Source organism: Pseudomonas brassicacearum (assembly GCF_003732265.1).
GTDB lineage: Bacteria > Pseudomonadota > Gammaproteobacteria > Pseudomonadales > Pseudomonadaceae > Aquipseudomonas > Aquipseudomonas brassicacearum_D.
In genome coordinates, this window is sequence record NZ_MOBK01000008.1 from 18,891 (window position 1) to 40,468 (window position 21,578).

General features: G+C 57.4%; 23 protein-coding genes. 14 read left to right on the forward strand and 9 right to left on the reverse strand.

Annotation, left to right across the window (positions count from 1 at the left end):
• The first annotated feature begins 19 nt into the window (after positions 1-19).
• Both nth and BK660_RS21110 read left to right on the forward strand, forming a co-directional pair.
• A complete protein-coding gene (gene nth, locus BK660_RS21105) occupies positions 20-658 on the forward strand; it encodes an endonuclease III (RefSeq protein ID WP_007943576.1) in 639 nt (212 codons plus the stop codon).
• Positions 659-764: 106 nt separating this feature from the next.
• Entirely contained in the window at positions 765-944 is a 180-nt protein-coding gene (locus BK660_RS21110; RefSeq protein WP_007898493.1) for a PA3496 family putative envelope integrity protein, read from the forward strand.
• 82 nt (positions 945-1,026) lie between these two features.
• Here the strand turns inward: BK660_RS21110 and BK660_RS21115 are convergent, their stop codons facing one another.
• On the reverse strand, positions 1,027-1,653 hold the full coding sequence (locus tag BK660_RS21115) for a response regulator transcription factor (protein WP_123434939.1): 627 nt from the start codon (positions 1,651-1,653) through the stop codon (positions 1,027-1,029).
• Positions 1,654-2,240: 587 nt separating this feature from the next.
• On the opposite strand from BK660_RS21115, the gene BK660_RS21120 reads away from it, so the two are divergent.
• Positions 2,241-2,846 (forward strand): hypothetical protein, encoded by a 606-nt coding sequence (locus BK660_RS21120; protein ID WP_123434940.1) that lies wholly within the window; start codon positions 2,241-2,243, stop codon positions 2,844-2,846.
• A gap of 153 nt (positions 2,847-2,999) precedes the next feature.
• Here the strand turns inward: BK660_RS21120 and BK660_RS21125 are convergent, their stop codons facing one another.
• Together BK660_RS21125 and BK660_RS21130 are read right to left on the reverse strand one after the other, a co-directional pair.
• Positions 3,000-4,217 (reverse strand): argininosuccinate synthase, encoded by a 1,218-nt coding sequence (locus tag BK660_RS21125; RefSeq protein WP_027922848.1) that lies wholly within the window; start codon positions 4,215-4,217, stop codon positions 3,000-3,002.
• 129 nt (positions 4,218-4,346) lie between these two features.
• A complete protein-coding gene (locus tag BK660_RS21130) occupies positions 4,347-5,258 on the reverse strand; it encodes a flagellar protein MotY (RefSeq protein ID WP_123434941.1) in 912 nt (303 codons plus the stop codon).
• A gap of 159 nt (positions 5,259-5,417) precedes the next feature.
• On the opposite strand from BK660_RS21130, the gene pyrC reads away from it, so the two are divergent.
• Positions 5,418-6,464 carry a dihydroorotase gene (gene pyrC / locus BK660_RS21135; protein ID WP_123434942.1) on the forward strand — a complete coding sequence of 349 codons (1,047 nt, stop codon included), beginning with the start codon at positions 5,418-5,420 and terminating at the stop codon, positions 6,462-6,464.
• Entirely contained in the window at positions 6,461-7,138 is a 678-nt protein-coding gene (gene rnt, locus BK660_RS21140) for a ribonuclease T (RefSeq protein WP_027922845.1), read from the forward strand. Before pyrC ends, rnt begins: the two co-directional genes overlap by 4 nt.
• 73 nt (positions 7,139-7,211) lie before the next feature.
• Here the strand turns inward: rnt and BK660_RS21145 are convergent, their stop codons facing one another.
• Positions 7,212-7,814: a peroxiredoxin gene (locus BK660_RS21145; protein WP_027922844.1), complete on the reverse strand. Its 603-nt coding sequence runs from the start codon at positions 7,812-7,814 to the stop codon at positions 7,212-7,214.
• 312 nt (positions 7,815-8,126) lie between these two features.
• On the opposite strand from BK660_RS21145, the gene BK660_RS21150 reads away from it, so the two are divergent.
• Together BK660_RS21150 and bfr are read left to right on the forward strand one after the other, a co-directional pair.
• The gene (locus BK660_RS21150) at positions 8,127-8,345 is read left to right on the forward strand and encodes a bacterioferritin-associated ferredoxin (protein ID WP_007943567.1); all 219 of its coding nucleotides are present in this window, start codon (positions 8,127-8,129) and stop codon (positions 8,343-8,345) included.
• Between the two features lie 198 nt (positions 8,346-8,543).
• Positions 8,544-9,020: a bacterioferritin gene (gene bfr, locus BK660_RS21155; protein WP_046026484.1), complete on the forward strand. Its 477-nt coding sequence runs from the start codon at positions 8,544-8,546 to the stop codon at positions 9,018-9,020.
• Between the two features lie 85 nt (positions 9,021-9,105).
• Here bfr and grxD read toward each other — a convergent pair whose 3' ends face one another.
• The 3 genes from grxD to BK660_RS21170 form a co-directional block, all read right to left on the reverse strand.
• On the reverse strand, positions 9,106-9,447 hold the full coding sequence (gene grxD, locus BK660_RS21160; protein WP_007943565.1) for a Grx4 family monothiol glutaredoxin: 342 nt from the start codon (positions 9,445-9,447) through the stop codon (positions 9,106-9,108).
• A gap of 97 nt (positions 9,448-9,544) precedes the next feature.
• Complete coding sequence (locus tag BK660_RS21165) at positions 9,545-11,650, reverse strand: molybdopterin oxidoreductase family protein (RefSeq protein WP_123434943.1); 2,106 nt, start codon at positions 11,648-11,650, stop codon at positions 9,545-9,547.
• Positions 11,651-11,784: 134 nt separating this feature from the next.
• Entirely contained in the window at positions 11,785-12,075 is a 291-nt protein-coding gene (locus BK660_RS21170) for a hypothetical protein (protein ID WP_123434944.1), read from the reverse strand.
• Positions 12,076-12,482: 407 nt separating this feature from the next.
• Here BK660_RS21170 and argF point away from each other — a divergent pair, with 407 nt between their 5' ends.
• Together argF and BK660_RS21180 are read left to right on the forward strand one after the other, a co-directional pair.
• Entirely contained in the window at positions 12,483-13,403 is a 921-nt protein-coding gene (gene argF, locus BK660_RS21175) for an ornithine carbamoyltransferase (RefSeq protein WP_123434945.1), read from the forward strand.
• The gene (locus BK660_RS21180) at positions 13,400-14,509 is read left to right on the forward strand and encodes an ABC transporter ATP-binding protein (RefSeq protein ID WP_123434946.1); all 1,110 of its coding nucleotides are present in this window, start codon (positions 13,400-13,402) and stop codon (positions 14,507-14,509) included. The genes argF and BK660_RS21180 overlap by 4 nt, the downstream gene beginning before the upstream one ends.
• Positions 14,510-14,627: 118 nt before the next feature.
• Here BK660_RS21180 and BK660_RS21190 read toward each other — a convergent pair whose 3' ends face one another.
• Both BK660_RS21190 and ybaK read right to left on the reverse strand, forming a co-directional pair.
• Positions 14,628-15,410, reverse strand: coding sequence for a PhzF family phenazine biosynthesis protein (locus BK660_RS21190; protein ID WP_123434947.1), 783 nt, complete (start codon positions 15,408-15,410; stop codon positions 14,628-14,630).
• Positions 15,411-15,425: 15 nt separating this feature from the next.
• Positions 15,426-15,896 carry a Cys-tRNA(Pro) deacylase gene (gene ybaK / locus BK660_RS21195; protein ID WP_123434948.1) on the reverse strand — a complete coding sequence of 157 codons (471 nt, stop codon included), beginning with the start codon at positions 15,894-15,896 and terminating at the stop codon, positions 15,426-15,428.
• A gap of 136 nt (positions 15,897-16,032) precedes the next feature.
• Here ybaK and BK660_RS32475 point away from each other — a divergent pair, with 136 nt between their 5' ends.
• From BK660_RS32475 to glpD, 5 genes are all read left to right on the forward strand, one after another.
• Positions 16,033-16,260, forward strand: coding sequence for a hypothetical protein (locus tag BK660_RS32475; RefSeq protein WP_221178653.1), 228 nt, complete (start codon positions 16,033-16,035; stop codon positions 16,258-16,260).
• An 8-nt stretch (positions 16,261-16,268) separates the two neighbouring features.
• Positions 16,269-17,120: an MIP/aquaporin family protein gene (locus BK660_RS21200; RefSeq protein ID WP_027922835.1), complete on the forward strand. Its 852-nt coding sequence runs from the start codon at positions 16,269-16,271 to the stop codon at positions 17,118-17,120.
• Between the two features lie 75 nt (positions 17,121-17,195).
• On the forward strand, positions 17,196-18,701 hold the full coding sequence (gene glpK / locus BK660_RS21205) for a glycerol kinase GlpK (protein ID WP_123434949.1): 1,506 nt from the start codon (positions 17,196-17,198) through the stop codon (positions 18,699-18,701).
• 94 nt (positions 18,702-18,795) lie between these two features.
• On the forward strand, positions 18,796-19,551 hold the full coding sequence (locus tag BK660_RS21210) for a DeoR family transcriptional regulator (RefSeq protein WP_007943555.1): 756 nt from the start codon (positions 18,796-18,798) through the stop codon (positions 19,549-19,551).
• Positions 19,552-19,869: 318 nt separating this feature from the next.
• Positions 19,870-21,408, forward strand: coding sequence for a glycerol-3-phosphate dehydrogenase (gene glpD, locus BK660_RS21215; protein ID WP_123434950.1), 1,539 nt, complete (start codon positions 19,870-19,872; stop codon positions 21,406-21,408).
• The last annotated feature ends 170 nt before the right edge of the window (positions 21,409-21,578 follow it).

Genomic DNA, 21,578 nt, shown 5'->3' on the forward strand with positions numbered 1-21,578 from the left:
TTAGGGAAACGCATCGTCCATGAATGCCGCAAAACGTTTGGAAATTTTCCGCCGGTTTCACGAAGACAACCCGGAACCCAAGACTGAACTGGCCTATTCGTCGCCCTTCGAATTGCTGATTGCCGTCATTCTTTCCGCTCAGTCGACCGATGTCGGCGTCAACAAGGCCACCGCCAAACTCTATCCCGTGGCCAACACCCCGGCGGCGATCCACGCACTGGGCGTCGAAGGGCTGTCGGAATACATCAAGACGATCGGCCTGTTTAACAGCAAAGCGAAAAACGTGATCGAAACCTGTCGCTTGCTGGTGGAGCGCCACGGCGGCGAAGTCCCGCAAACCCGCGAGGAACTGGAAGCGCTCCCTGGCGTCGGCCGCAAGACGGCGAACGTAGTGCTCAACACCGCTTTTCGCCAACTGACCATGGCCGTGGACACCCATATCTTCCGGGTCAGCAACCGCACCGGCATTGCTCCCGGCAAGAATGTCGTCGAGGTTGAACAGAAACTGATGAAGTTTGTACCCAAGCAATACCTGCTCGACTCCCATCACTGGCTGATCCTTCACGGGCGCTACGTTTGCCTGGCCCGCAAGCCCCGCTGCGGCAGCTGCCGGATCGAGGACTTATGCGAATACAAGCAAAAGACCTCGGACGATTGAGGCGCTATTAAAATTATTGATGCATCGATTGAAAAAATCTTTTTTACCCGCCGGACGATTGTCGATATAAGGGGCGCCAAAGGCAGTCTTAGCCTGGAGTTGACCTATGAGCACTGGCAAAGAGCAATTGGACGTAGAAGACGACTTCACACCCGTTGAGGCCGATGACGCGGAACCGGTGGTAGAAGTGGCAAAGACCAACCTGAGCAAACGTCGCACCATCGACAATCTGCTGGAGGAGCGCCGACTGCAAAAGCAATTGGCCGATTACGATTTTGACCTGTAACACCTAAAAGCCTCCCGAAACGGAGGCTTTTTACTAAGCGCCAATCGCTGATGAGGATGGCTTCATCAGACGTGGGTGGTACTTATACCAGGCCATTGCGTTGAGCCAGTTCGATCAGATCGACCAGGGAGCGCGCATTGAGCTTCAACAACAGGCGGGTTTTGTAGGTACTGACGGTTTTATTGCTGAGAAACATTCCATCGGCAATCTCCTTATTGGTCTTTCCTCTGGCCAACTGTTGTAAAACCATCATTTCGCGTCCGGACAATCGATCCACCATGTCGACTTCACTGGCATTACCAAGACTTGAGCGCACTGTATGCAACGCTTGATTGGGAAAGTAACTGTAGCCTGACAGCACGGCTTTTATTGCACTGAGCAACTCAGTCAGGTCCTGTTGTTTACACACATAGCCTGCAGCCCCCGACTGCATGCAACGCATGGAAAAATGCCCCGGCGCCTGTGAAGTCAATATCAGCACTTTAAGTGGCATCGCCGTCGATGTCAGTCGCGCAATGACCTCCAGCCCATCCAGCTTGGGTATTCCAATATCCAGAATGACAATGTCCGGCATAAGTTCGCGGGCAAGTTGCAATGCGTCCACGCCGTTATCTGTTTCTGCAATGACTTCGTAGCCATGGCGCTCCATTAGCATACGTACCGCAAGACGAATGACGGGGTGATCATCCACGATCAGCACTTTATTCATGGGCAAGTCCAATTTCGCTGTTCGAATTTTTAGAGCCCGCACAATAGCCTAGTCACTTCATCCATGGCATGCCGCCTCCCTCGGCCACCTACAGCCAGAGACATTTCTTACAAATTTAAAAGATTAGTCCTACAAATTTCTTAAAACAAATTGCATCCTGCGTGGTATCAAACTTCGCAAACGCCGCTTCCACGCAATTTTTCTGTATCGAATTACGGCAATAAAAAATAGCATTCCACCACGCGGGCGCCTCTGACAAGAGGCCAGTACTCAGCTACGCTTAAAAGCAGGATATCCCCTAAGATAAAAAACCTTACACAAAGAAATATCGCCCATAAAACTACTAACCGCTTATTTAAGGACACATTTAAAAATCAGAAAACCCCACAATATCCTCCAGCAAAACACCCCTACTCAACCCACACCCAAACAATAACGCTACTCTATCAAGCTTAAAAACATAAAACCCACAAACGGAGACTTTCCCAATTACATCATTGGCGACTTTCACACAACACAAACTAAAAACCCTACAAACAACCTTTCAACCCATCGAGCAAAAGTTAATATCACAATGAGCAAAGAACATGAAAAAACTCAAAGGAAAAATTACGAACCCCATGACTATCATTGCAATATTCGCAACACTGTCTGAAGCATCGGCGGCCGTCTCACTGCCCTTTCTGGGCGATGAAGAACGAGCGCTTTACATTTGGTTTCTGATCAGCTTTCCGTTTTATTTGCTTTTACTATTCTTCGCGACCCTTAACTTCAACTATCGGTCGCTTTACGCGCCTTCTGATTTTGAAAAGGGAGAGCACTTTTTAACCGTCATGAAAAGCGCTGATCGCAACGACAATACTCCTTCCACGCCTGACTTTCCGGCCCAGCATTACGTCTGCCTGCCTGAAAGGCTGAAGGACCTGCATATCGTCGATGCGCGCGTAACGGGTCAGCCATTAGAGTTCAGCTCGCTGCTGGAGAGCATTCGGCTACCACAGAAAAACCTCGCGCAAGTGATCGTATTTCTCACATGCGGCGACTCGGAGACATCACTGAGAGCAAGCGTGCTCAAGCATTCGAAACTGACAAAGAAGCGCAGTGGCTCCATCTTCTGCGTTGCTTATAATTCGAGCTCTCAAGCGCTGACAATCATTGGGCAAACGTTTTATCCGGCAGGGACCGGTAGGTAGCTCTTGAAGAACAAAAGGAGAGAAAACGGCAGGAAGGTGTAACGCGTATCAAGAAAAAGCTGAATGCTCAATGAATGCCTGGCAGAACATCCCCCTTGCGAGGTGTGGCCTTGTCACTGACAAGGCCACACTTCTATTACCAGCTCAAAGGTCTCAGAACAGCTTGCGACCTTTGTTCGCGGCAATGCGCATACGCAGGGCGTTGAGCTTGATGAAGCCCGCCGCATCGGCCTGGTTGTAAGCGCCGCCGTCTTCTTCGAAGGTCGCGATATTGGCATCGAACAACGATTCGTCAGACTTGCGACCGGTCACGATCACGTTGCCCTTGTACAGTTTCAGGCGAACAACGCCGTTCACGTGGGCCTGGGACGCATCGATCATCTGTTGCAGCATCAGACGCTCAGGGCTCCACCAGTAACCGGTGTAGATCAGGCTGGCGTACTTGGGCATCAACTCGTCTTTGAGGTGAGCCACTTCGCGGTCCAGGGTGATCGATTCGATCGCACGGTGAGCGCGCAGCATGATGGTGCCGCCTGGGGTTTCGTAGCAGCCACGGGACTTCATGCCCACGTAACGGTTCTCGACGATGTCGAGACGGCCGATTCCGTGTTCACCACCGATACGGTTCAGGGTCGCCAGCACGGTGGCCGGGGTCATTTCGACGCCGTCCAGTGCAACGATGTCGCCGTTACGGTAGGTCAGTTCCAGGTACTGCGGTTTGTCTGGAGCGTTCTCCGGGGAGACGGTCCATTTCCACATGTCTTCTTCGTGCTCGGTCCAGGTGTCTTCCAGCACGCCGCCTTCATAGGAGATGTGCAGCAGGTTGGCATCCATCGAGTACGGAGATTTTTTCTTGCCGTGACGCTCGATCGGGATGTTGTGCTTTTCAGCGTAATCCATCAGCTTTTCACGGGACAGCAGGTCCCATTCGCGCCACGGAGCGATCACTTTCACACCTGGCTTCAAGGCGTATGCGCCCAGTTCGAAACGAACCTGGTCGTTGCCCTTGCCGGTGGCGCCGTGGGAAATGGCGTCAGCGCCGGTTTCATTGGCGATTTCGATCAGGCGTTTGGCGATCAACGGACGAGCGATGGAAGTACCCAGCAGGTACTCGCCTTCGTAAACGGTGTTGGCGCGGAACATCGGGAAAACGAAATCACGCACGAATTCTTCGCGCAAATCGTCGATGTAAATCTCTTTGACGCCCATGGCCTGTGCCTTGGCGCGCGCAGGTTCAACCTCTTCGCCCTGACCCAGGTCAGCGGTGAAGGTCACCACTTCACAGTTATAAGTATCCTGCAGCCACTTGAGGATCACCGAAGTGTCCAGGCCGCCGGAATACGCCAGAACGACCTTGTTTACGTCCGCCATGCCATCACTCCACGGGGTTCTACGGAAAGCCGTGAAGTCTACCGGTCATACGAAATAATTTACAGTGGCGCGACAGCTTATGACGACGAAGCGACAGATTCTGTCGATCGAGCGACGAGTTCAGCAGGTTCAGGAAGTGGTCGCAGCGCTTCCCGGCGTCGCCCCTTGAGGCGCGACTTTCTCGGTCGGCGCGACGCGCTCCAGACGCACGGCAACCCGGCGATTCTTCGCACGGTTGGCAGCATTGGTGTTTGGCGCCACAGGGTAACGCTCGCCGTGGAAACGCATGGTGATCTGCGATTCTTGTATGCCGTTGGCCTTGAAGAAATCCATCACTGCCAATGCGCGGCGGCGCGACAGTTCACGGTTGGCCAGACGATTGCCACTGTTGTCGGAGTGCCCGTCGAGTTCAATGTGATTGACTGACGGATCAGCCTTCATGAACTCCAGCATCACTTGCAGCTGCACCTTGGCGTGCGCATCAAGATCGATGCCTTCAGCACCCGTGAAGGTGATTTCGGACTGTTTGACCTGTTCGAAATTCTTCGGCAACAGTTTCGCCACGCAGCTTTGGTAATCGTTGAATGCCTTGCTGAACTTGACCGGCAACAGCCGCACTTCCGACACCCGGCCATCGCCGGAGGCATGCCGGATCACCGGGCTGCGACCATCGATCAAGCCACTGATCAGACGCCCGGCCTGAGCTTGCGAGCTGTTGAACAGCACATTACCGCTGCCCAGGCGTACCGAGCCCAGATTGATATCGCCACGCCCCGGCTGCCACGGCGCGGCGGCTGCCAGCAAGGTTGCCGAACCGCCACCGATCATCGCGTTGTAGGTATTCAGACGAAATATCGCCTGCTCACCGGCACGGCGTACGAATTCACCCGACCCGAAATCGGTGATCGGCTGAGTCAGGCGGCATTCGAACTTGTCACCTTCGACCGTCCACTCGATGCTCTCCAGACGCGTCTGGAAAGTGAGCGCCATCGCAGGAAGGCTGGCAAACACACTGAGCAAGGCTAAATAACGCTGGCGCACGGGAGGCTCCACTGGCTTCTACAACAAAAAGACCGACACACGCATGTTTCCGGCATACCTGATTCATATCGGTAGGTTCCTGCAAAACTTGATAGCGAGTGCCTGCAAGAGTCTTTTCCGGTAGCATTCCCCTGAGTTTGACCCGCCTGGAATCCCCTCATGTCCGACCGCCTGACCCTGCTGCGTCCCGACGACTGGCACATTCATCTTCGCGATGGTGCCGTGTTGACCAATACCGTTGCGGATGTTGCGCGCACCTTTGGTCGCGCCATCATCATGCCCAACCTGGTACCTCCGGTGCGTAACGCCGCTGAAGCCGACGGCTATCGCCAGCGAATCCTCGCTGCACGCCCGGCCGGCAGTCGCTTCGAACCGTTGATGGTGCTTTACCTGACCGACCGCACCCAGCCCGAAGAAATTCGCGAGGCCAAGGCCAGCGGTTTCGTTTACGCCGCCAAGCTGTACCCGGCTGGCGCGACCACCAACTCGGATTCTGGCGTTACCAGCATCGACAAGATCTTCCCCGCGCTTGAGGCCATGGCCGACGTCGGGATGCCCTTGTTGATTCATGGTGAAGTCACCCGTGGTGATGTCGACGTGTTCGACCGCGAAAAACTCTTCATCGATGAGCACATGCGCCGTGTGGTCGAGCGTTTCCCGACGCTCAAAGTGGTGTTCGAACACATCACCACCGCTGATGCCGTGCAGTTCGTCAACGAGGCTTCGGCCAACGTCGGCGCCACCATCACCGCGCATCACCTGCTGTACAACCGCAACCACATGCTGGTGGGCGGAATTCGGCCGCATTTCTATTGCCTGCCGATTCTCAAGCGCAATACGCACCAGGAAGCCCTGCTCGACGCCGCCACCAGCGGCAGCGAAAAGTTCTTCCTGGGCACTGACTCGGCCCCCCACGCCCAGCACGCCAAAGAAGCCGCGTGTGGCTGTGCCGGTTGCTACACCGCGTATGCGGCCATCGAGATGTACGCCGAAGCGTTCGAACAGCGCAACGCGCTGGACAAACTCGAAGCCTTCGCCAGCCTCAACGGCCCGCGTTTCTATGGCCTGCCAGCGAACACCGACCGCATTACCCTGGTTCGCGATGAGTGGACCGCCCCGACCAGCCTGCCATTTGGTGAGTTGACCGTTATCCCGCTGCGCGCCGGTGAAAAACTGCGCTGGCGCCTGCTGGAGGAACACGCGTGAGTGAAGACCATTTCGACGACGAACAGGACGGTCAAGGCGGTGGAGGCGGCCCTCGTCATCCAATGGCAGCCAGATTCCGTGGCTACCTGCCGGTCGTCGTCGACGTAGAAACCGGTGGTTTCAACTCAGCCACCGACGCCCTGCTGGAAATTGCTGCAACCACCATCGCCATGGACGAGAAAGGGTTTGTGTACCCCGATCACACCTATTTCTTCCGTGTAGAGCCTTTTGAAGGCGCAAACATCGAAGCAGCGGCGCTGGAGTTCACCGGGATCAAACTCGATCACCCGTTGCGCATGGCCGTGAGTGAAGAAGCAGCGCTGACCGATATTTTCCGCGGCATCCGCAAGGCCCTGAAAGCCAACGGCTGCAAACGGGCGATTCTGGTCGGCCACAACAGCAGCTTCGACCTGGGCTTCCTCAACGCAGCGGTCGCACGCCTGGACATGAAACGTAACCCGTTTCATCCATTCTCCAGCTTCGACACCGCGACCCTTGCCGGCCTGGCTTACGGTCAGACCGTACTGGCCAAAGCCTGCCAAGCGGCGGATATCGACTTCGACGGTCGCGAGGCTCACTCGGCTCGTTATGACACAGAGAAGACGGCAGAGCTGTTCTGCGGCATCGTCAATCGCTGGAAACAAATGGGCGGCTGGGAAGATTTCAACGACTGATCTGTCGTTGATGAATCCTGCGCATAAAAAAACCGGCCACTGAGGCCGGTTTTTTTATGCCTGACGCTTGGGCTTACAGTGCCGCAGCGTGCTCGGTCAGGTAAGCAGCAACGCCTTCTGGCGAAGCGTTCATGCCCTTGTCGCCTTTTTTCCAGTTGGCAGGGCAAACTTCGCCGTGCTCTTCGTGGAATTGCAGAGCGTCGACCAGACGGATCAGCTCTTCCATGTTACGGCCCAGCGGCAGGTCGTTGATGATCTGCGAGCGGACAACGCCTTTGTCGTCGATCAGGAACGCGCCACGGAAAGCCACGCCGTCAGCGGACTGAACGTCGTAGGCCTTCATGATTTCCTGCTTGATGTCGGCAGCCATGGTGTAGCGAACCTGGCCGATACCGCCATTGTTCACAGGGGTGTTGCGCCAGGCGTTGTGGGTGAAGTGCGAGTCGATCGACACGGCAACCACTTCAACGTTGCGGGACTTGAAGTCAGCCATGCGGTTGTCCAGAGCAATCAGCTCGGACGGGCAAACGAAGGTGAAGTCCAGTGGGTAGAAGAACACCAGGCCGTATTTGCCTTTGATGGCCGACGACAGGGTGAAGCTGTCTACGATTTCGCCATTGCCGAGGACGGCTGGAACGGTGAAGTCCGGGGCTTGTTTACCTACGAGTACGCTCATTGGATATCTCCTGGTCTATTAACGTGAAGAACTGGATTCGCATCAGCCTGCCACCCTCAGGCGACAGCCCTGTGACACGATCCCCTTCAAAGGACCGACCATTCTACACGGCGTTTTTAGGCTGTCCTCAACGGTTTTTGCTGGAAGGTTAAAATTGCCGTCGTGACCGTTACTGGCAGATTGCCTGAATGAAAACCGTTCGTCGGTGACGCCCGCTTATAACGCAAAGCTTTCAGAAACCACTTTGACAATCATTCTCGTTAACATTAAGATCCATCGCAATTGAGTCACAACCAGCGACGGTTTTTTCTTATGTATGTCTGCCTCTGCACTGGCGTCACCGACGGTCAAATCCGCGATGCAATCTATGAAGGTTGCTGCAGCTACAAGGAAGTCCGTCAGGCCACCGGCGTTGCCAGCCAATGCGGCAAATGCGCCTGCCTTGCAAAGGAAGTGGTTCGCGAAACCCTGACCAAATTGCAATCGGCCCAGGCAGCCATTCCTTTCCCGGTAGAATTTACTGCCGCGTAAAGACCTTGTTTCAAAGAACCGGACTCGATGTCCGGTTTTTTTATGCCTGAAAATCAACTGCTTACGTTCGAGACGCGGAACACAAACATTCTTATTCCGATTAATTTTCATATAAGTTTCAATAACTTAGGTTTGACACGCTTACATACGCGGCTCAAACTCAGCCTTATTGACAGCTACTCAGGGCAGGACCCCATCATGAAAGGCGACGTAACAGTCATCCAGCATCTCAACAAGATCCTTGCCAATGAGCTGGTCGCGATCAATCAATACTTTTTGCATGCGCGCATGTATGAAGATTGGGGCCTGAACAAGCTGGGCAAGCACGAGTACCACGAATCCATCGATGAGATGAAGCACGCGGACAAGCTGATCAAGCGCATCCTGTTCCTGGAAGGCCTGCCAAACGTCCAGGACCTGGGCAAGCTGCACATCGGCGAGCACACCAAGGAAATGCTTGAGTGCGACCTGCGTATCGAACGCATCGGCCATGCCGATCTGAAAGTCGCCATCGCTCATTGCGAAACGGTCGGCGACTTCGGTAGCCGTGAACTGCTCGAAGACATTCTCGAATCCGAAGAAGAACATATCGACTGGCTGGAAACGCAACTGGGCCTGATCGATAAAGTCGGTCTTGAGAACTACCTGCAATCGCAGATGGGCGAAGACGAGTAAGTTAGCGCCCGCTAAACTCGAGACATTAAAAAGCCCCGCACTCTTTTAAAGAGGCGGGGCTTTTTTATTGCCTACAAGGATCGAATCAAGCTTCGGTCTTGTTGGCAGCGGCCGCTTCAACAGCGGCTTTGATCGTGGTCTGCAACGAACCGTCAGCAGCCATTTCAGTCATGATGTCGCTACCGCCGACCAGCTCACCACCGACCCACAGTTGCGGGAAGGTTGGCCAGTTGGCGTATTTTGGCAGGTTGGCGCGGATTTCCGGGTTCTGCAGGATGTCCACGTACGCAAACTTTTCGCCACATGCCATCACGGCCTGCGCGGCTTTCGCGGAGAAGCCACACTGCGGGGCATTCGGCGAACCTTTCATGTAAAGCAGAATGGTGTTGTTAGCAATCTGCTCTTTAATCGTTTCGATGATATCCATGGAGCACCTCGGCTGAACTTTCCGACTCAGAGGTCGGCACGGTGGCGCATTGTAACGGAAACCCGAGCGCCATGCTCGGTCTCCCCGACAGACACGATCACGCCGCCGCCACGGTGACCGGCACGCCGTTCAATGCCGCATTCCCCGACAACTCGTCGAGCTGACATTCGTCAGTCAGGTCATTGGCACTGGATCCCGGCTGGCCACTGGCAATCGTCATCTGCACACCCGGCCGCGCATGCCCCCAGCCGTGCGGCAGGCTGACGACGCCTTTCATCATGTCCAGGCTGGCGACTACTTCCACTTCAATCATGCCTACGCGTGAACTCACCCGCACACGCTGCCCGTCGCTGAGCCCGCGACTGGACAGGTCTTCCGGGTGCATCAGCAGTTGATGGCGTGGTTTGCCCTTCACCAGACGGTGATAGTTGTGCATCCACGAATTGTTGCTGCGCACATGGCGGCGGCCAATCATCAGCAATTGATCGGCGGCCGGTGCTTGTAGCGCAGCGAAACGCGCAAGATCGGCAAGGATCGCCGGCGGCGCTGCCTGCACGCGCTGATTGGCGGATTTCAGGCGTGGCGCCAGGTTGGATTTCAACGCGCCCAGATCAACGCCATGCGGATGATCAAACAGCGTGGCGAGCGACAGCTTGTGTTCCGACGCATCGCCATACAACCCCATCCGCAAACCAAGGTCGATCATTTGCGCGGGCGCAATCGTCGGCTTCAGTTCCTTGCCGGTCTTCGCCGCAAACGCCTTGGCCAGGCCGACAAAGATCTCCCAGTCATGCAGCGCCCCTTCCGGCTTGGCCAGAATTGCCCGGTTGAAACGCGTCACGTTGCGCACCGCAAACATGTTGAACGTCGTGTCGTAGTGATCGTTTTCCAGCGCCGAGGTCGACGGCAGAATCAGGTCGGCATAGCGCGTGGTTTCATTGATGTACAGGTCGACGCTGACCATGAATTCCAGGCCATCCAGCGCCTGTTCCAGTTGCCGGCCATTGGGTGTCGACAGCACAGGATTGCCGGCGACGGTGATCAGCGCGCGGACCTGCCCTTCCCCTTCGGTGAGCATTTCTTCAGCCAGCGCCGATACCGGCAACTCGCCGGCGTATTCCGGACGCCCGGACACACGGCTTTGCCACCGATTGAAATGCCCGCCCGAGGTCGACGCTACCAGGTCCACCGCCGGCTCGGTGCACAGCGCGCCACCCACACGATCGAGGTTGCCGGTGACCAGATTGATCAGTTGCACCAGCCAATGGCACAGCGTACCGAACGCTTGGGTGGAGACGCCCATGCGGCCGTAACACACCGCTGTCGGCGCGGCCGCAAAATCCCGGGCCAGTTGGCGGATCTGTTCGGCCGGCACCGCGCACAACGGGCTCATGGCTTCGGCGGTGAACGTGGCGATGGCCTGGCGCACGTCGTCCAGACCGTCGACCGGCAAATGACTCTCACGCGTCAGATTTTCAGCGAACAAGGTATTGAGCAGCCCGAACAACAACGCCGCATCGCCACCGGGACGCACGAACAGATGCTGATCGGCGATTGCGGCGGTTTCACTGCGACGCGGATCGACCACCACCACTTTGCCGCCCCGGGCCTGAATCGCCTTCAAGCGTTTTTCCACATCCGGCACGGTCATGATGCTGCCGTTGGACGCCAGCGGGTTACCGCCCAGGATCAGCATGAAATCAGTGTGATCGATGTCCGGAATCGGCAACAGCAAGCCGTGGCCGTACATCAGATGACTGGTCAGGTGATGCGGCAACTGGTCGACCGACGTCGCGGAAAAACGGTTACGGGTTTTCAGCAGGCCGAGGAAATAATTGCTGTGGGTCATCAAGCCGTAGTTGTGCACGCTGGGGTTGCCTTGGTACACCGCCACCGCGTTCTGCCCATGGCGTTCCTGAATCGCCGCGAGGCGTTCGGCTACCAGACTGAAGGCGTCTTCCCAAGCGATCGGCTGCCATTCGCTGCCCACCCGCAACATCGGCTGACGCAGACGATCCGGATCGTTCTGAATATCTTGCAGGGCCACCGCCTTGGGGCAGATGTGGCCACGGCTGAACGTATCCAGCGAATCGCCCTTGATCGAGGTGATCTGCACCGCGCCGTCGGCTTCGGTGGTTTCGATGGTCAGGCCGCAAATGGCTTCACACAAGTGGCAGGCACGGTGATGGAGAGTCTTGGTCATGGCCAGTCTCTGTCTTGTTCTGGGCGGGCAATATCGGCCGCGGGATCAAAACTATGGCGCCAGACACGCTCCTGCGCCAGCGACGTTCGTCTTGTGAATCGGCGCCCATCAGGCCAGCCGATGGACGTGTGCACTCAGTTGGGCGGCAACCGGGGTGGCGCCTGCAACTGGATTTCCTGAAGGGTTTCGACCTGCTCCTGGGGAACATGCACCCCGGTGAGCTCGCCAATCAGTCGCCAATGCTCGTCGAGCCCGGTGCTAATGGTTGCCATGCGATCAATCATCCGCCGACCGGCGGCTTTGGTCACTTCGTCTTCACTGCGCATCAGCTCGAAGCACATCGAGGTCATGGAGGCGGTGAGGTGGGTCAGGGAGCGGGCCGTAAGGCCGAGTAAATCCATTAACAGCTGTTCTTTCGATTCCATTTCGAAGGCTTCCTGCGTCACTCGTCAGGTAGTTATAACCCAGCACTTTGCATTAGCAAATGTTTCAGTAAAGGCACATTGCCAGCGAAGTCCTCGAATCTCGTGCCAGAAACCGACCGCCATTGAACCATCGCCGCCCCGCCGGATTGCAAAGCCCCGCAACCCCAGTGTACAAATGCGCGGCTGCCCTCAGGAAAAAGGCTTCAAAAGTGCTATGGCGATCAGACCGTAGCCCCTCTGAAACTCCCTAAAAAACGTAGCCCTATTGGTAAGACGCGACATTTAATTATAAGATCGCGCCTTCCCCTAATTCGTCGCCCCGTGCGGCTTACGCCGCAGGTCTCGCCCGTTGTTCCGTTAAACAAGGCTTTGAGCATCTGCGGTTTGTAGCAAAAAGGTAGTCAATGATGAGCGCAAGGCACTTTCTCTCCCTGATGGATTGCACGCCCGAAGAGCTGGTCAGCGTGATCCGTCGAGGCGTTGAGCTCAAGGACCTGCGTAACCGCGGCGTACTGTTCGAGCCTCTGAAAAACCGCGTCCTGGGGATGATTTTCGAGAAGTCCTCCACCCGTACCCGGATCTCGTTCGAAGCCGGCATGATCCAGCTCGGCGGCCAGGCGATTTTCCTGTCGCCGCGCGACACGCAACTGGGCCGTGGCGAGCCGATCGGCGACTGCGCGATCGTCATGTCGAGCATGCTCGACGCCGTGATGATCCGAACCTTTGCCCACAGCACCCTGACCGAATTCGCCGCCAACTCGCGCGTGCCGGTGATCAACGGCCTGTCCGACGACCTGCACCCGTGCCAGTTGCTGGCCGACATGCAGACCTTCCTCGAACATCGTGGTTCGATCCAGGGCAAGACCGTGGCCTGGATCGGCGATGGCAACAACATGTGCAACAGCTATATAGAAGCGGCGATCCAGTTCGACTTCCAGCTGCGCATTGCCTGCCCTGAAGGTTATGAACCCAACCCTGATTTCGTGGCCAAGGCCGGCGATCGCGTGACCATCGTCCGCGATCCAAAGGAAGCCGTGCGCGGCGCCCACCTGGTGAGCACCGACGTCTGGACCTCCATGGGCCAGGAAGAAGAAACCGCCAAGCGCCTGAAGCTGTTCGCGCCCTACCAGGTCAATCGCGCGCTGCTCGACCTGGCCGCAGAAGACGTGCTGTTCATGCACTGCCTGCCGGCTCACCGCGGCGAAGAGATCAGTGTCGACCTGCTCGACGACAATCGCTCGGTCGCCTGGGATCAAGCCGAAAACCGTCTTCACGCACAGAAGGCCCTGCTCGAATTTCTCGTCCCGCCTTCGTATCACCACGCATGAGCCAGCCATTACTGCTTAACCTGCGCAACCTCGCCTGCGGCTATCAAGACCAGCGTGTCGTGCAGAACCTCAACCTGCATTTGAATGCCGGCGACATCGGTTGCCTGCTCGGCTCTTCGGGCTGCGGCAAAACCACCACGTTGCGGGCAATTGCCGGTTTCGAACCGGTGCACGAAGGTGAAATCACCTTGGCCGGAGAGACCATCTCCCGCGCCGGTTTCACCCTCGCCCCGGAGAAACGCCGGATCGGCATGGTGTTCCAGGATTACGCGCTGTTTCCGCATTTGAGCGTGGCCGAGAACATTGCCTTCGGGATTCGCAAGCATCCGCAAAAGGATCGCGTGATCGAGGAGCTGCTGGAACTGGTCAACCTGAAGAACCTCGGCAAGCGCTTCCCGCATGAACTGTCCGGCGGCCAGCAACAGCGTGTTGCCTTGGCCCGCGCCTTGGCACCGGAACCGCAACTGCTGTTGCTCGACGAACCCTTCTCAAACCTTGATGGCGAACTGCGACGCAAGCTCAGCCATGAAGTGCGCGACATTCTCAAGGCCCGAGGCACCAGCGCGATTCTGGTGACCCACGACCAGGAAGAAGCATTCGCGGTCAGCGATCATGTCGGCGTGTTCAAGGAAGGTCGACTGGAGCAGTGGGACACGCCTTACAACCTGTATCACGAACCGCAGACACCGTTTGTGGCCAGCTTCATTGGCCAGGGTTACTTCATTCGCGGCCAGTTAAGCAGCCCGGAATCGGTGCTGACCGAGCTGGGTGAATTGCGCGGCAACCGGGCCTACACCTGGCCGATGGGCGGCGCGGTGGACGTGTTGCTGCGTCCGGACGATATCGTCTACGCACCGGACAGCTCGTTGAAAGCACGAATTGTCGGCAAGTCGTTCCAGGGCGCATCGACGTTATATCGGTTGCAGATGCCGACCGGGGCGCAGCTGGAATCGATTTTCCCGAGCCATGCTGATCATCAGGTCGGCGCTGACGTCGGCATTCGTGTGGCGGCTGATCACCTGGTGCTGTTTCAGGCGTCCGGCAGCATTGCTGCGCAGATTCCCGCCGTCGAATCGGGCGTGCGCCGCTACAGCAACACCAACTGAGATTCACGCGGAGCAAATGTGGGAGCGGGCTTGCTCGCGAAAGCGGTGTGTCAGTCAACGAAAATGTCGACTGATAGTCCGCCTTCGCGAGCAAGCCCGCTCCCACATTCGATTTGCGTCAGGCCAGCATCAACGTACCGCTCGCAACGAGCGTCGCATTCCCGCCGATCTTCACCCGATCACCTTCCAATCGACAGAACAACTCCCCACCGCGCTTCGAACACTGATACGCGGTCAGGCTCGTTTTACCCAGCCGTTTCGACCAATACGGAATCAGGCTGCAATGGGTCGAGCCGGTCACCGGGTCTTCGTTGATACCAATCGCTGGCGCGAAATAGCGGGAGACAAAATCATGCTTGCTGCCTTTGGCGGTCACGATCGCCCCGGGCCACGGCAGCTTGGCCAATGCGGCCATGTCTGGCTGGCAATCCAGCACTGCCTGTTCGGACTCCAACACCACAAACAACTCGTTTGAACCCAGCACATCGACCACTTCGACACCCAGGGCGCGCTCAACGTCCAGGGTGACACCCACTTCCGAAGGCGTGATCGCTGGGAAGTCCAACCACAAACGCTCACCTTCGCGACTCACACTCAACGGGCCGGACTTGCAAATGAAGTCCAGGCGCTCAGCGGGCTCTTTATAGATTTCAAATAACACATAAGCGCTGGCCAGCGTCGCATGACCACACAATGGCACCTCGGTGCTCGGGGTAAACCAGCGGATGTGCCACCCCTGCCCTTCGCGCACCACAAAGGCAGTTTCGGCGAGATTGTGTTCAGCGGCGATTTTCTGCATCAGCTCATCGGCGAGCCAGGCATCGAGCCGATAGACCATCGCCGGGTTGCCACTGAACGGCCGATCACTGAACGCGTCGACCTGGTGAAATTCAAGCTGCATGACTATCTCCCTGATTCAAGCGCGGCCGATATCGGCGAATTTCGCTTGGGTATGCTCAGCCAGCACCGCCGGCGCCAACTCCACTTCCAGACCACGTCGACCGGCACTGACAAAAATGCTGGCGAAAGGCTGAGCCGAGTTATCGATGAATGTACGCAAACGCTTCTTCTGCCCCAAAGGACTGATTCCGCCCAACAGATAACCCGTCGCTCGCTGTGCAGCCGCCGGATCGGCCATTTCGACTTTTTTCACACCCGCCGCATGCGCCAGATGCTTCAAGTCCAGACTCCCGACGACCGGTACCACCGCCACCAGCAATTCACCTTTTTCACTGGCCGCCAACAAGGTCTTGAACACCTGCGCCGGGTCGAGCCCGAGCTTTTCTGCTGCCTCCAACCCATAGGAAGCGGCCTTTGGATCATGTTCGTAACTGTGCACGCGATGTTCGGCTCGAACTTTTTTCAACAAATCCAATGCGGGGGTCATGACAGCTCCAGACTGGGCGGCAGTAGAAAAATCCTGCGCTGAATTCTAGGACATTACCTCGCAAAAGGCTCTATTTCGGCCCTGTTTTAAAGGGCTGGCGGTGGATTTTACCGTTCGTCCGCGCATGAACCGCTGCGTGAACAATACGATCATTCACCTGACTAATAGTTGGATTGTGACCGACAGTTCACTTTCGACCTTTGACAGCAGTGTTTCTTGTCTATATTTTTTCGAATCTGAATACAGCACGAAAAGTGCTACAGCAGCACCCGGCAGTAAACCAAGACCAGGATGGGGATCCTGCCTTGGTGAAAATCGCGCTTGGACCATGAAGAAAAAAGCGCCAGACAACAAAAACAATTGAGGTTTTCAATGACAACTGCTTTACAACAACCGTCGCTCTCGAGCCAATGCATGGCCGAGTTCCTGGGCACTGCCCTGCTTATCTTTTTCGGGACCGGTTGTGTTGCCGCGCTCAAGGTCGCGGGTGCCAGCTTTGGCTTATGGGAAATCAGCATCATCTGGGGCGTCGGCGTCAGCATGGCGATCTACCTCACCGCCGGGGTTTCCGGGGCGCACCTCAATCCTGCAGTGAGCATTGCACTGAGTATTTTCGCTGACTTCGAAAAGCGTAAATTGCCGTTCTATATCCTCGCCCAAGTGGCGGGCGCCTTTTGCGGCGCGCTGCTGGTCTACACGCTGTACAGCAATCTCTTCTTCGATTTCGAACAAACCCACCACATGGTCCGCGGCACTCAAGCCAGCCTGGAATTGGCGTCGGTGTTCTCGACCTTCCCCAATCCAGCCCTGACCACGGCCCAGGCGTTCCTGGTGGAAGTGATCATTACCGCGATCCTGATGGGCGTGATCATGTCCCTGACCGATGACAACAACGGCCTGCCCAACGGGCCGATGGCGCCGCTGCTGATCGGCCTGCTGATTGCGGTGATTGGCAGCTCGATGGGCCCGCTGACCGGTTTCGCGATGAACCCGGCGCGCGATTTCGGACCAAAGCTGATGACTTTCTTCGCGGGCTGGGGTGAAATTTCCTTCACCGGCGGACGTGATATCCCGTACTTCCTGATTCCTGTTTTTGCACCGATTGTCGGTGCCTGCCTCGGTGCTGCCGCCTATCGCGGGTTGATTGCCCGTCATCTGCCCAGCGCCACACCTGCTACAAAGGAAGCAACACCGGCCATTGACGGCAAACCAAGAACTTCTTGATACCGTAGGCGCGTGACCCTGCCCCCTGTGGCGCGCGCCTGACCTCACTCCCTTTTTTCGTCCAAGGCAATCGACATGACCGACACTCAGAATAAGAACTACATCATTGCCCTCGATCAGGGTACGACCAGCTCGCGCGCGATCATTTTCGACCGCGATGCGAACGTGGTCTGCACCGCCCAGCGCGAATTCGCCCAGCATTACCCGCAAGCCGGTTGGGTCGAACATGATCCGATGGAAATCTTCGCCACCCAAAGCGCCGTGATGGTCGAGGCCCTGGCACAAGCCGGCCTGCATCACGACCAGGTCGCGGCCATCGGCATCACCAACCAGCGCGAAACCACCGTGGTCTGGGACAAGACCACCGGCCGCCCGATCTACAACGCGATCGTCTGGCAGTGCCGCCGCAGCACCGAGATCTGCCAGCAACTCAAGCGCGACGGTCACGAGCAATACATCAGCGACACCACGGGCCTGGTCACTGACCCGTACTTCTCCGGCACCAAGCTCAAGTGGATCCTCGACAACGTCGAAGGCAGCCGCGAGCGTGCGCGCAACGGCGAACTGCTGTTCGGCACCGTCGACAGCTGGCTGATCTGGAAATTTACCGGCGGTAAAGTCCACGTCACCGACTACACCAACGCCTCGCGCACCATGCTCTTCAACATCCACACACTGGAGTGGGACGCGAAGATGCTGGAGGTGCTGGACATTCCGCGCGAGATGCTACCGGAAGTTAAATCCTCGTCCGAAATCTACGGCCACACCAAAAGCGGCATTGCCATCGGCGGTATTGCCGGTGACCAGCAAGCCGCGCTGTTCGGCCAGATGTGCGTCGAGCCTGGCCAGGCGAAAAACACCTACGGCACCGGCTGCTTCCTGCTGATGAACACTGGCGACAAAGCGGTGAAGTCCAAGCACGGCATGCTCACCACCATCGCTTGCGGCCCAAAAGGCGAAGTGGCCTACGCACTGGAAGGCGCGGTATTCAACGGCGGCTCCACGGTTCAGTGGCTGCGTGATGAACTGAAAATCATCAATGACGCCCATGACACCGAATACTTCGCCAACAAGGTCAAGGACAGCAACGGCGTGTACCTGGTGCCGGCATTCACCGGCCTGGGTGCGCCGTACTGGGACCCGTATGCCCGCGGCGCACTGTTCGGCCTGACCCGCGGCGTGCGCGTGGATCACATCATTCGTGCCGCGCTGGAGTCGATTGCCTACCAGACCCGCGACGTGCTCGACGCCATGCAACAGGATTCCGGCGAACGCCTCAAAGCCCTGCGCGTGGACGGCGGTGCGGTAGCGAACAACTTCCTGATGCAATTCCAGGCCGACATCCTCGGCACTCAGGTCGAACGCCCGCAAATGCGTGAAACCACTGCACTCGGCGCTGCTTACCTGGCCGGCCTGGCGTGTGGCTTCTGGGGCAGCCTGGAGGAACTGCGCGGCAAGGCCGTGATCGAGCGCGAATTCGAACCGACCCTGGACGAAGCCGCGAAGGAAAAACTCTACGCCGGCTGGAAAAAAGCCGTCAGCCGCACCCGCGATTGGGAACCGCATGAAGGCGCTGAATAAGCCAACAACGGGTTCGGATTAGGTTGTAACTGGTCGGGAGCGGATTCCTGCGGCATCATGGGCAAATTTTGCACGGCAGCCCAAAGGAAGCCCCATGAATCTGCCTCCCCGTCAGCAGCAAATCCTCGAACTGGTTCGCGAACGCGGCTACGTCAGCATCGAGGAAATGGCCACGCTGTTCGTCGTCACACCGCAAACCATCCGCCGCGATATCAATCAGCTCGCGGAAGCCAATCTGTTACGTCGCTACCATGGCGGCGCGGCCTACGACTCCAGTGTGGAAAACACCGCGTATGCCATGCGCGCCGATCAGATGCGCGATGAAAAACAGCGCATCGGCGAAGCCATTGCAGCCCAGATCCCCGATCACGCCTCGTTGTTCATCAATATCGGTACCACCACCGAATCGATTGCCCGGGCGCTGCTCAACCACAATCACCTGAAAATCATCACCAACAACCTGCACGTGGCCTCGATGCTCAGCGCCAAGGACGACTTCGACGTTCTGCTGACCGGTGGCAACGTGCGGCGCGATGGCGGTGTGGTCGGTCAGGCGAGCGTCGACTTTATCAACCAGTTCAAAGTCGACTTCGCGTTGGTGGGCATCAGCGGTATCGACGAAGACGGCAGCCTGCTGGACTTCGATTATCAGGAAGTGCGGGTGTCGCAGGCGATCATCGCTAATGCGCGTCAGGTGATTCTGGCGGCGGACTCCAGCAAATTCGGGCGCAACGCCATGATTCGCCTGGGACCAATCAGCCTGATCGATTGCCTGGTCACCGATCAGCCGCCGGTGCCGGCGCTGGCGCAGTTGTTGAGTCAGCACAAAATTCGACTCGAAGTCGTTTAATCCCCCAAAAGCAGCTCCCCTGTGGCGAGGGAGCTTGCTCCCGCTGGGTGGCGAAGCCGCCCCAATCCAGACAATGCGGTCCATCAGTAAATCGCATCCCACCTTTTGGGAGTGCTACGCACTCAACGGGAGCAAGCTCCCTCGTCACAAAAGCTCTTTCCCTCTCGTGCAATGTTCGAAAATTTTCCTTTAACCGCCCTTCGATCAGTTTTTTCAATCGAAGTTAGCTGGCTGTGGGCGTCTTTATGGGCTACCATTTTCGCAAATGAACATTGATGTTCGAATTCAAATACATAAAACAAGCACCGAGGCCTGCCGATGCCCACTTCCACCTTGCCTACGCCCCCTCTCGCTGAGGTCTACGACATCGCCGTCATCGGTGGCGGGATCAATGGCGTTGGGATTGCAGCGGATGCCGCCGGCCGCGGTCTTTCGGTGTTCCTTTGTGAAAAGGATGACCTGGCCAGCCACACGTCCTCGGCCAGCAGCAAGCTGATCCACGGCGGCCTGCGCTACCTCGAACATTACGAATTCCGCCTGGTGCGCGAAGCCCTCGCCGAGCGCGAAGTGCTGTTGGCCAAGGCGCCGCACATCGTCAAGCAGATGCGCTTCGTGTTGCCGCATCGCCCGCACCTGCGTCCGGCGTGGATGATTCGTGCCGGCCTGTTCCTGTATGACCACCTCGGCAAACGGGAAAAACTGGCCGGTTCGAAAAGCCTCAAGTTCGGTGCGGACAGCGCGCTGAAAAGCGAAATCACCAAAGGCTTCGAATACTCCGATTGCTGGGTCGATGACGCGCGCCTCGTTGTGCTGAACGCCATGGCCGCCCGCGAAAAAGGTGCCCACGTTCACACCCAGACCCGTTGCGTCAGTGCTCGCCGCACCAAAGGCTTGTGGCACCTGCACCTGGAGCGCGCCGATGGCAGCCTGTTTTCGATCCGCGCCAAGGCCCTGGTGAACGCGGCCGGCCCGTGGGTCGCCAAGTTCATTCGTGACGACCTGAAGATGGAATCGCCGTACGGCATTCGCCTGATCCAGGGCAGCCACCTGATCGTGCCGAAGCTGTACGAAGGCGAACATGCGCACATTCTGCAAAACGAAGATCAGCGCATCGTCTTCACCATTCCGTACCTGAACCACTTCACCCTGATCGGCACCACCGACCGTGAATACACCGGCGATCCCGCCAAAGTGGCAATCACCGAAGGCGAAACCGACTACCTGCTGAAAGTGGTCAACGCCCACTTCAAGAAGCAGATCAGCCGGGACGACATCCTGCACAGCTATTCAGGCGTTCGCCCGCTGTGCAACGACGAGTCCGACAACCCGTCGGCTGTCACCCGCGACTACACCCTGGCGCTGTCGGGCACCGGTGAAGAAGCGCCATTGCTGTCGGTGTTCGGTGGCAAGCTGACCACCTACCGCAAACTGGCCGAGTCGGCGCTGGCACAACTGGCCCCGTATTTCACGCACATCAAGCCAAGCTGGACCGCCAGCGCCACGCTGCCGGGCGGTGAAGACATGACCACCCCGCAAGCCTTGTGCGCCTTGATTCGCGACAAGTACGACTGGGTGCCGACCGAAATCGCCCGCCGCTGGGCCACCACTTACGGCAGCCGCACCTGGCGCATGCTCGAAGGCGTACAGAACCTCGGCGACATGGGTGAACACATCGGCGGCGGGCTCTATACCCGTGAAGTCGATTACCTGTGCAGCGATGAGTGGGCGACCACCGCGCATGACATTCTGTGGCGTCGCAGCAAGCTCGGGCTGTTCACCACCCCGGCAGAACAGCAGAAGCTCGCGGATTACCTGAGCAAGGTTGAACAGAACCGCAGCAAGATCGAAGCGGCCTGATCGGCAATCGCTCAAAACCAAGCCCCTGAATCTCACGATTCAGGGGCTTTTTGCTTTCTGAAGAACAACATCGATCAAATGTGGGAGCGGGCTTGCTCGCGAAGGCGTCGTGTCACTCGACAACTGCTTTGACTGATACACCGCTTTCGCAAGCAAGCCCGCTCCCACAA

Bases quoted from the DNA above. Each gene is read 5' to 3' on its own strand.
- nth (WP_007943576.1), top strand. From the start codon at position 20: ATGAATGCCGCAAAACGTTTGGAAATTTTCCGCCGGTTTCACGAAGAC.
- BK660_RS21110 (WP_007898493.1), top strand. From the start codon at position 765: ATGAGCACTGGCAAAGAGCAATTGGACGTAGAAGACGACTTCACACCC.
- BK660_RS21115 (WP_123434939.1), bottom strand. From the start codon at position 1,653: ATGAATAAAGTGCTGATCGTGGATGATCACCCCGTCATTCGTCTTGCG.
- BK660_RS21120 (WP_123434940.1), top strand. From the start codon at position 2,241: ATGAAAAAACTCAAAGGAAAAATTACGAACCCCATGACTATCATTGCA.
- BK660_RS21125 (WP_027922848.1), bottom strand. From the start codon at position 4,217: ATGGCGGACGTAAACAAGGTCGTTCTGGCGTATTCCGGCGGCCTGGAC.
- pyrC (WP_123434942.1), top strand. From the start codon at position 5,418: ATGTCCGACCGCCTGACCCTGCTGCGTCCCGACGACTGGCACATTCAT.
- BK660_RS21145 (WP_027922844.1), bottom strand. From the start codon at position 7,814: ATGAGCGTACTCGTAGGTAAACAAGCCCCGGACTTCACCGTTCCAGCC.
- BK660_RS21150 (WP_007943567.1), top strand. From the start codon at position 8,127: ATGTATGTCTGCCTCTGCACTGGCGTCACCGACGGTCAAATCCGCGAT.
- bfr (WP_046026484.1), top strand. From the start codon at position 8,544: ATGAAAGGCGACGTAACAGTCATCCAGCATCTCAACAAGATCCTTGCC.
- grxD (WP_007943565.1), bottom strand. From the start codon at position 9,447: ATGGATATCATCGAAACGATTAAAGAGCAGATTGCTAACAACACCATT.
- BK660_RS21165 (WP_123434943.1), bottom strand. From the start codon at position 11,650: ATGACCAAGACTCTCCATCACCGTGCCTGCCACTTGTGTGAAGCCATT.
- BK660_RS21170 (WP_123434944.1), bottom strand. From the start codon at position 12,075: ATGGAATCGAAAGAACAGCTGTTAATGGATTTACTCGGCCTTACGGCC.
- argF (WP_123434945.1), top strand. From the start codon at position 12,483: ATGAGCGCAAGGCACTTTCTCTCCCTGATGGATTGCACGCCCGAAGAG.
- BK660_RS21180 (WP_123434946.1), top strand. From the start codon at position 13,400: ATGAGCCAGCCATTACTGCTTAACCTGCGCAACCTCGCCTGCGGCTAT.
- BK660_RS21190 (WP_123434947.1), bottom strand. From the start codon at position 15,410: ATGCAGCTTGAATTTCACCAGGTCGACGCGTTCAGTGATCGGCCGTTC.
- ybaK (WP_123434948.1), bottom strand. From the start codon at position 15,896: ATGACCCCCGCATTGGATTTGTTGAAAAAAGTTCGAGCCGAACATCGC.
- BK660_RS21200 (WP_027922835.1), top strand. From the start codon at position 16,269: ATGACAACTGCTTTACAACAACCGTCGCTCTCGAGCCAATGCATGGCC.
- glpK (WP_123434949.1), top strand. From the start codon at position 17,196: ATGACCGACACTCAGAATAAGAACTACATCATTGCCCTCGATCAGGGT.
- BK660_RS21210 (WP_007943555.1), top strand. From the start codon at position 18,796: ATGAATCTGCCTCCCCGTCAGCAGCAAATCCTCGAACTGGTTCGCGAA.
- glpD (WP_123434950.1), top strand. From the start codon at position 19,870: ATGCCCACTTCCACCTTGCCTACGCCCCCTCTCGCTGAGGTCTACGAC.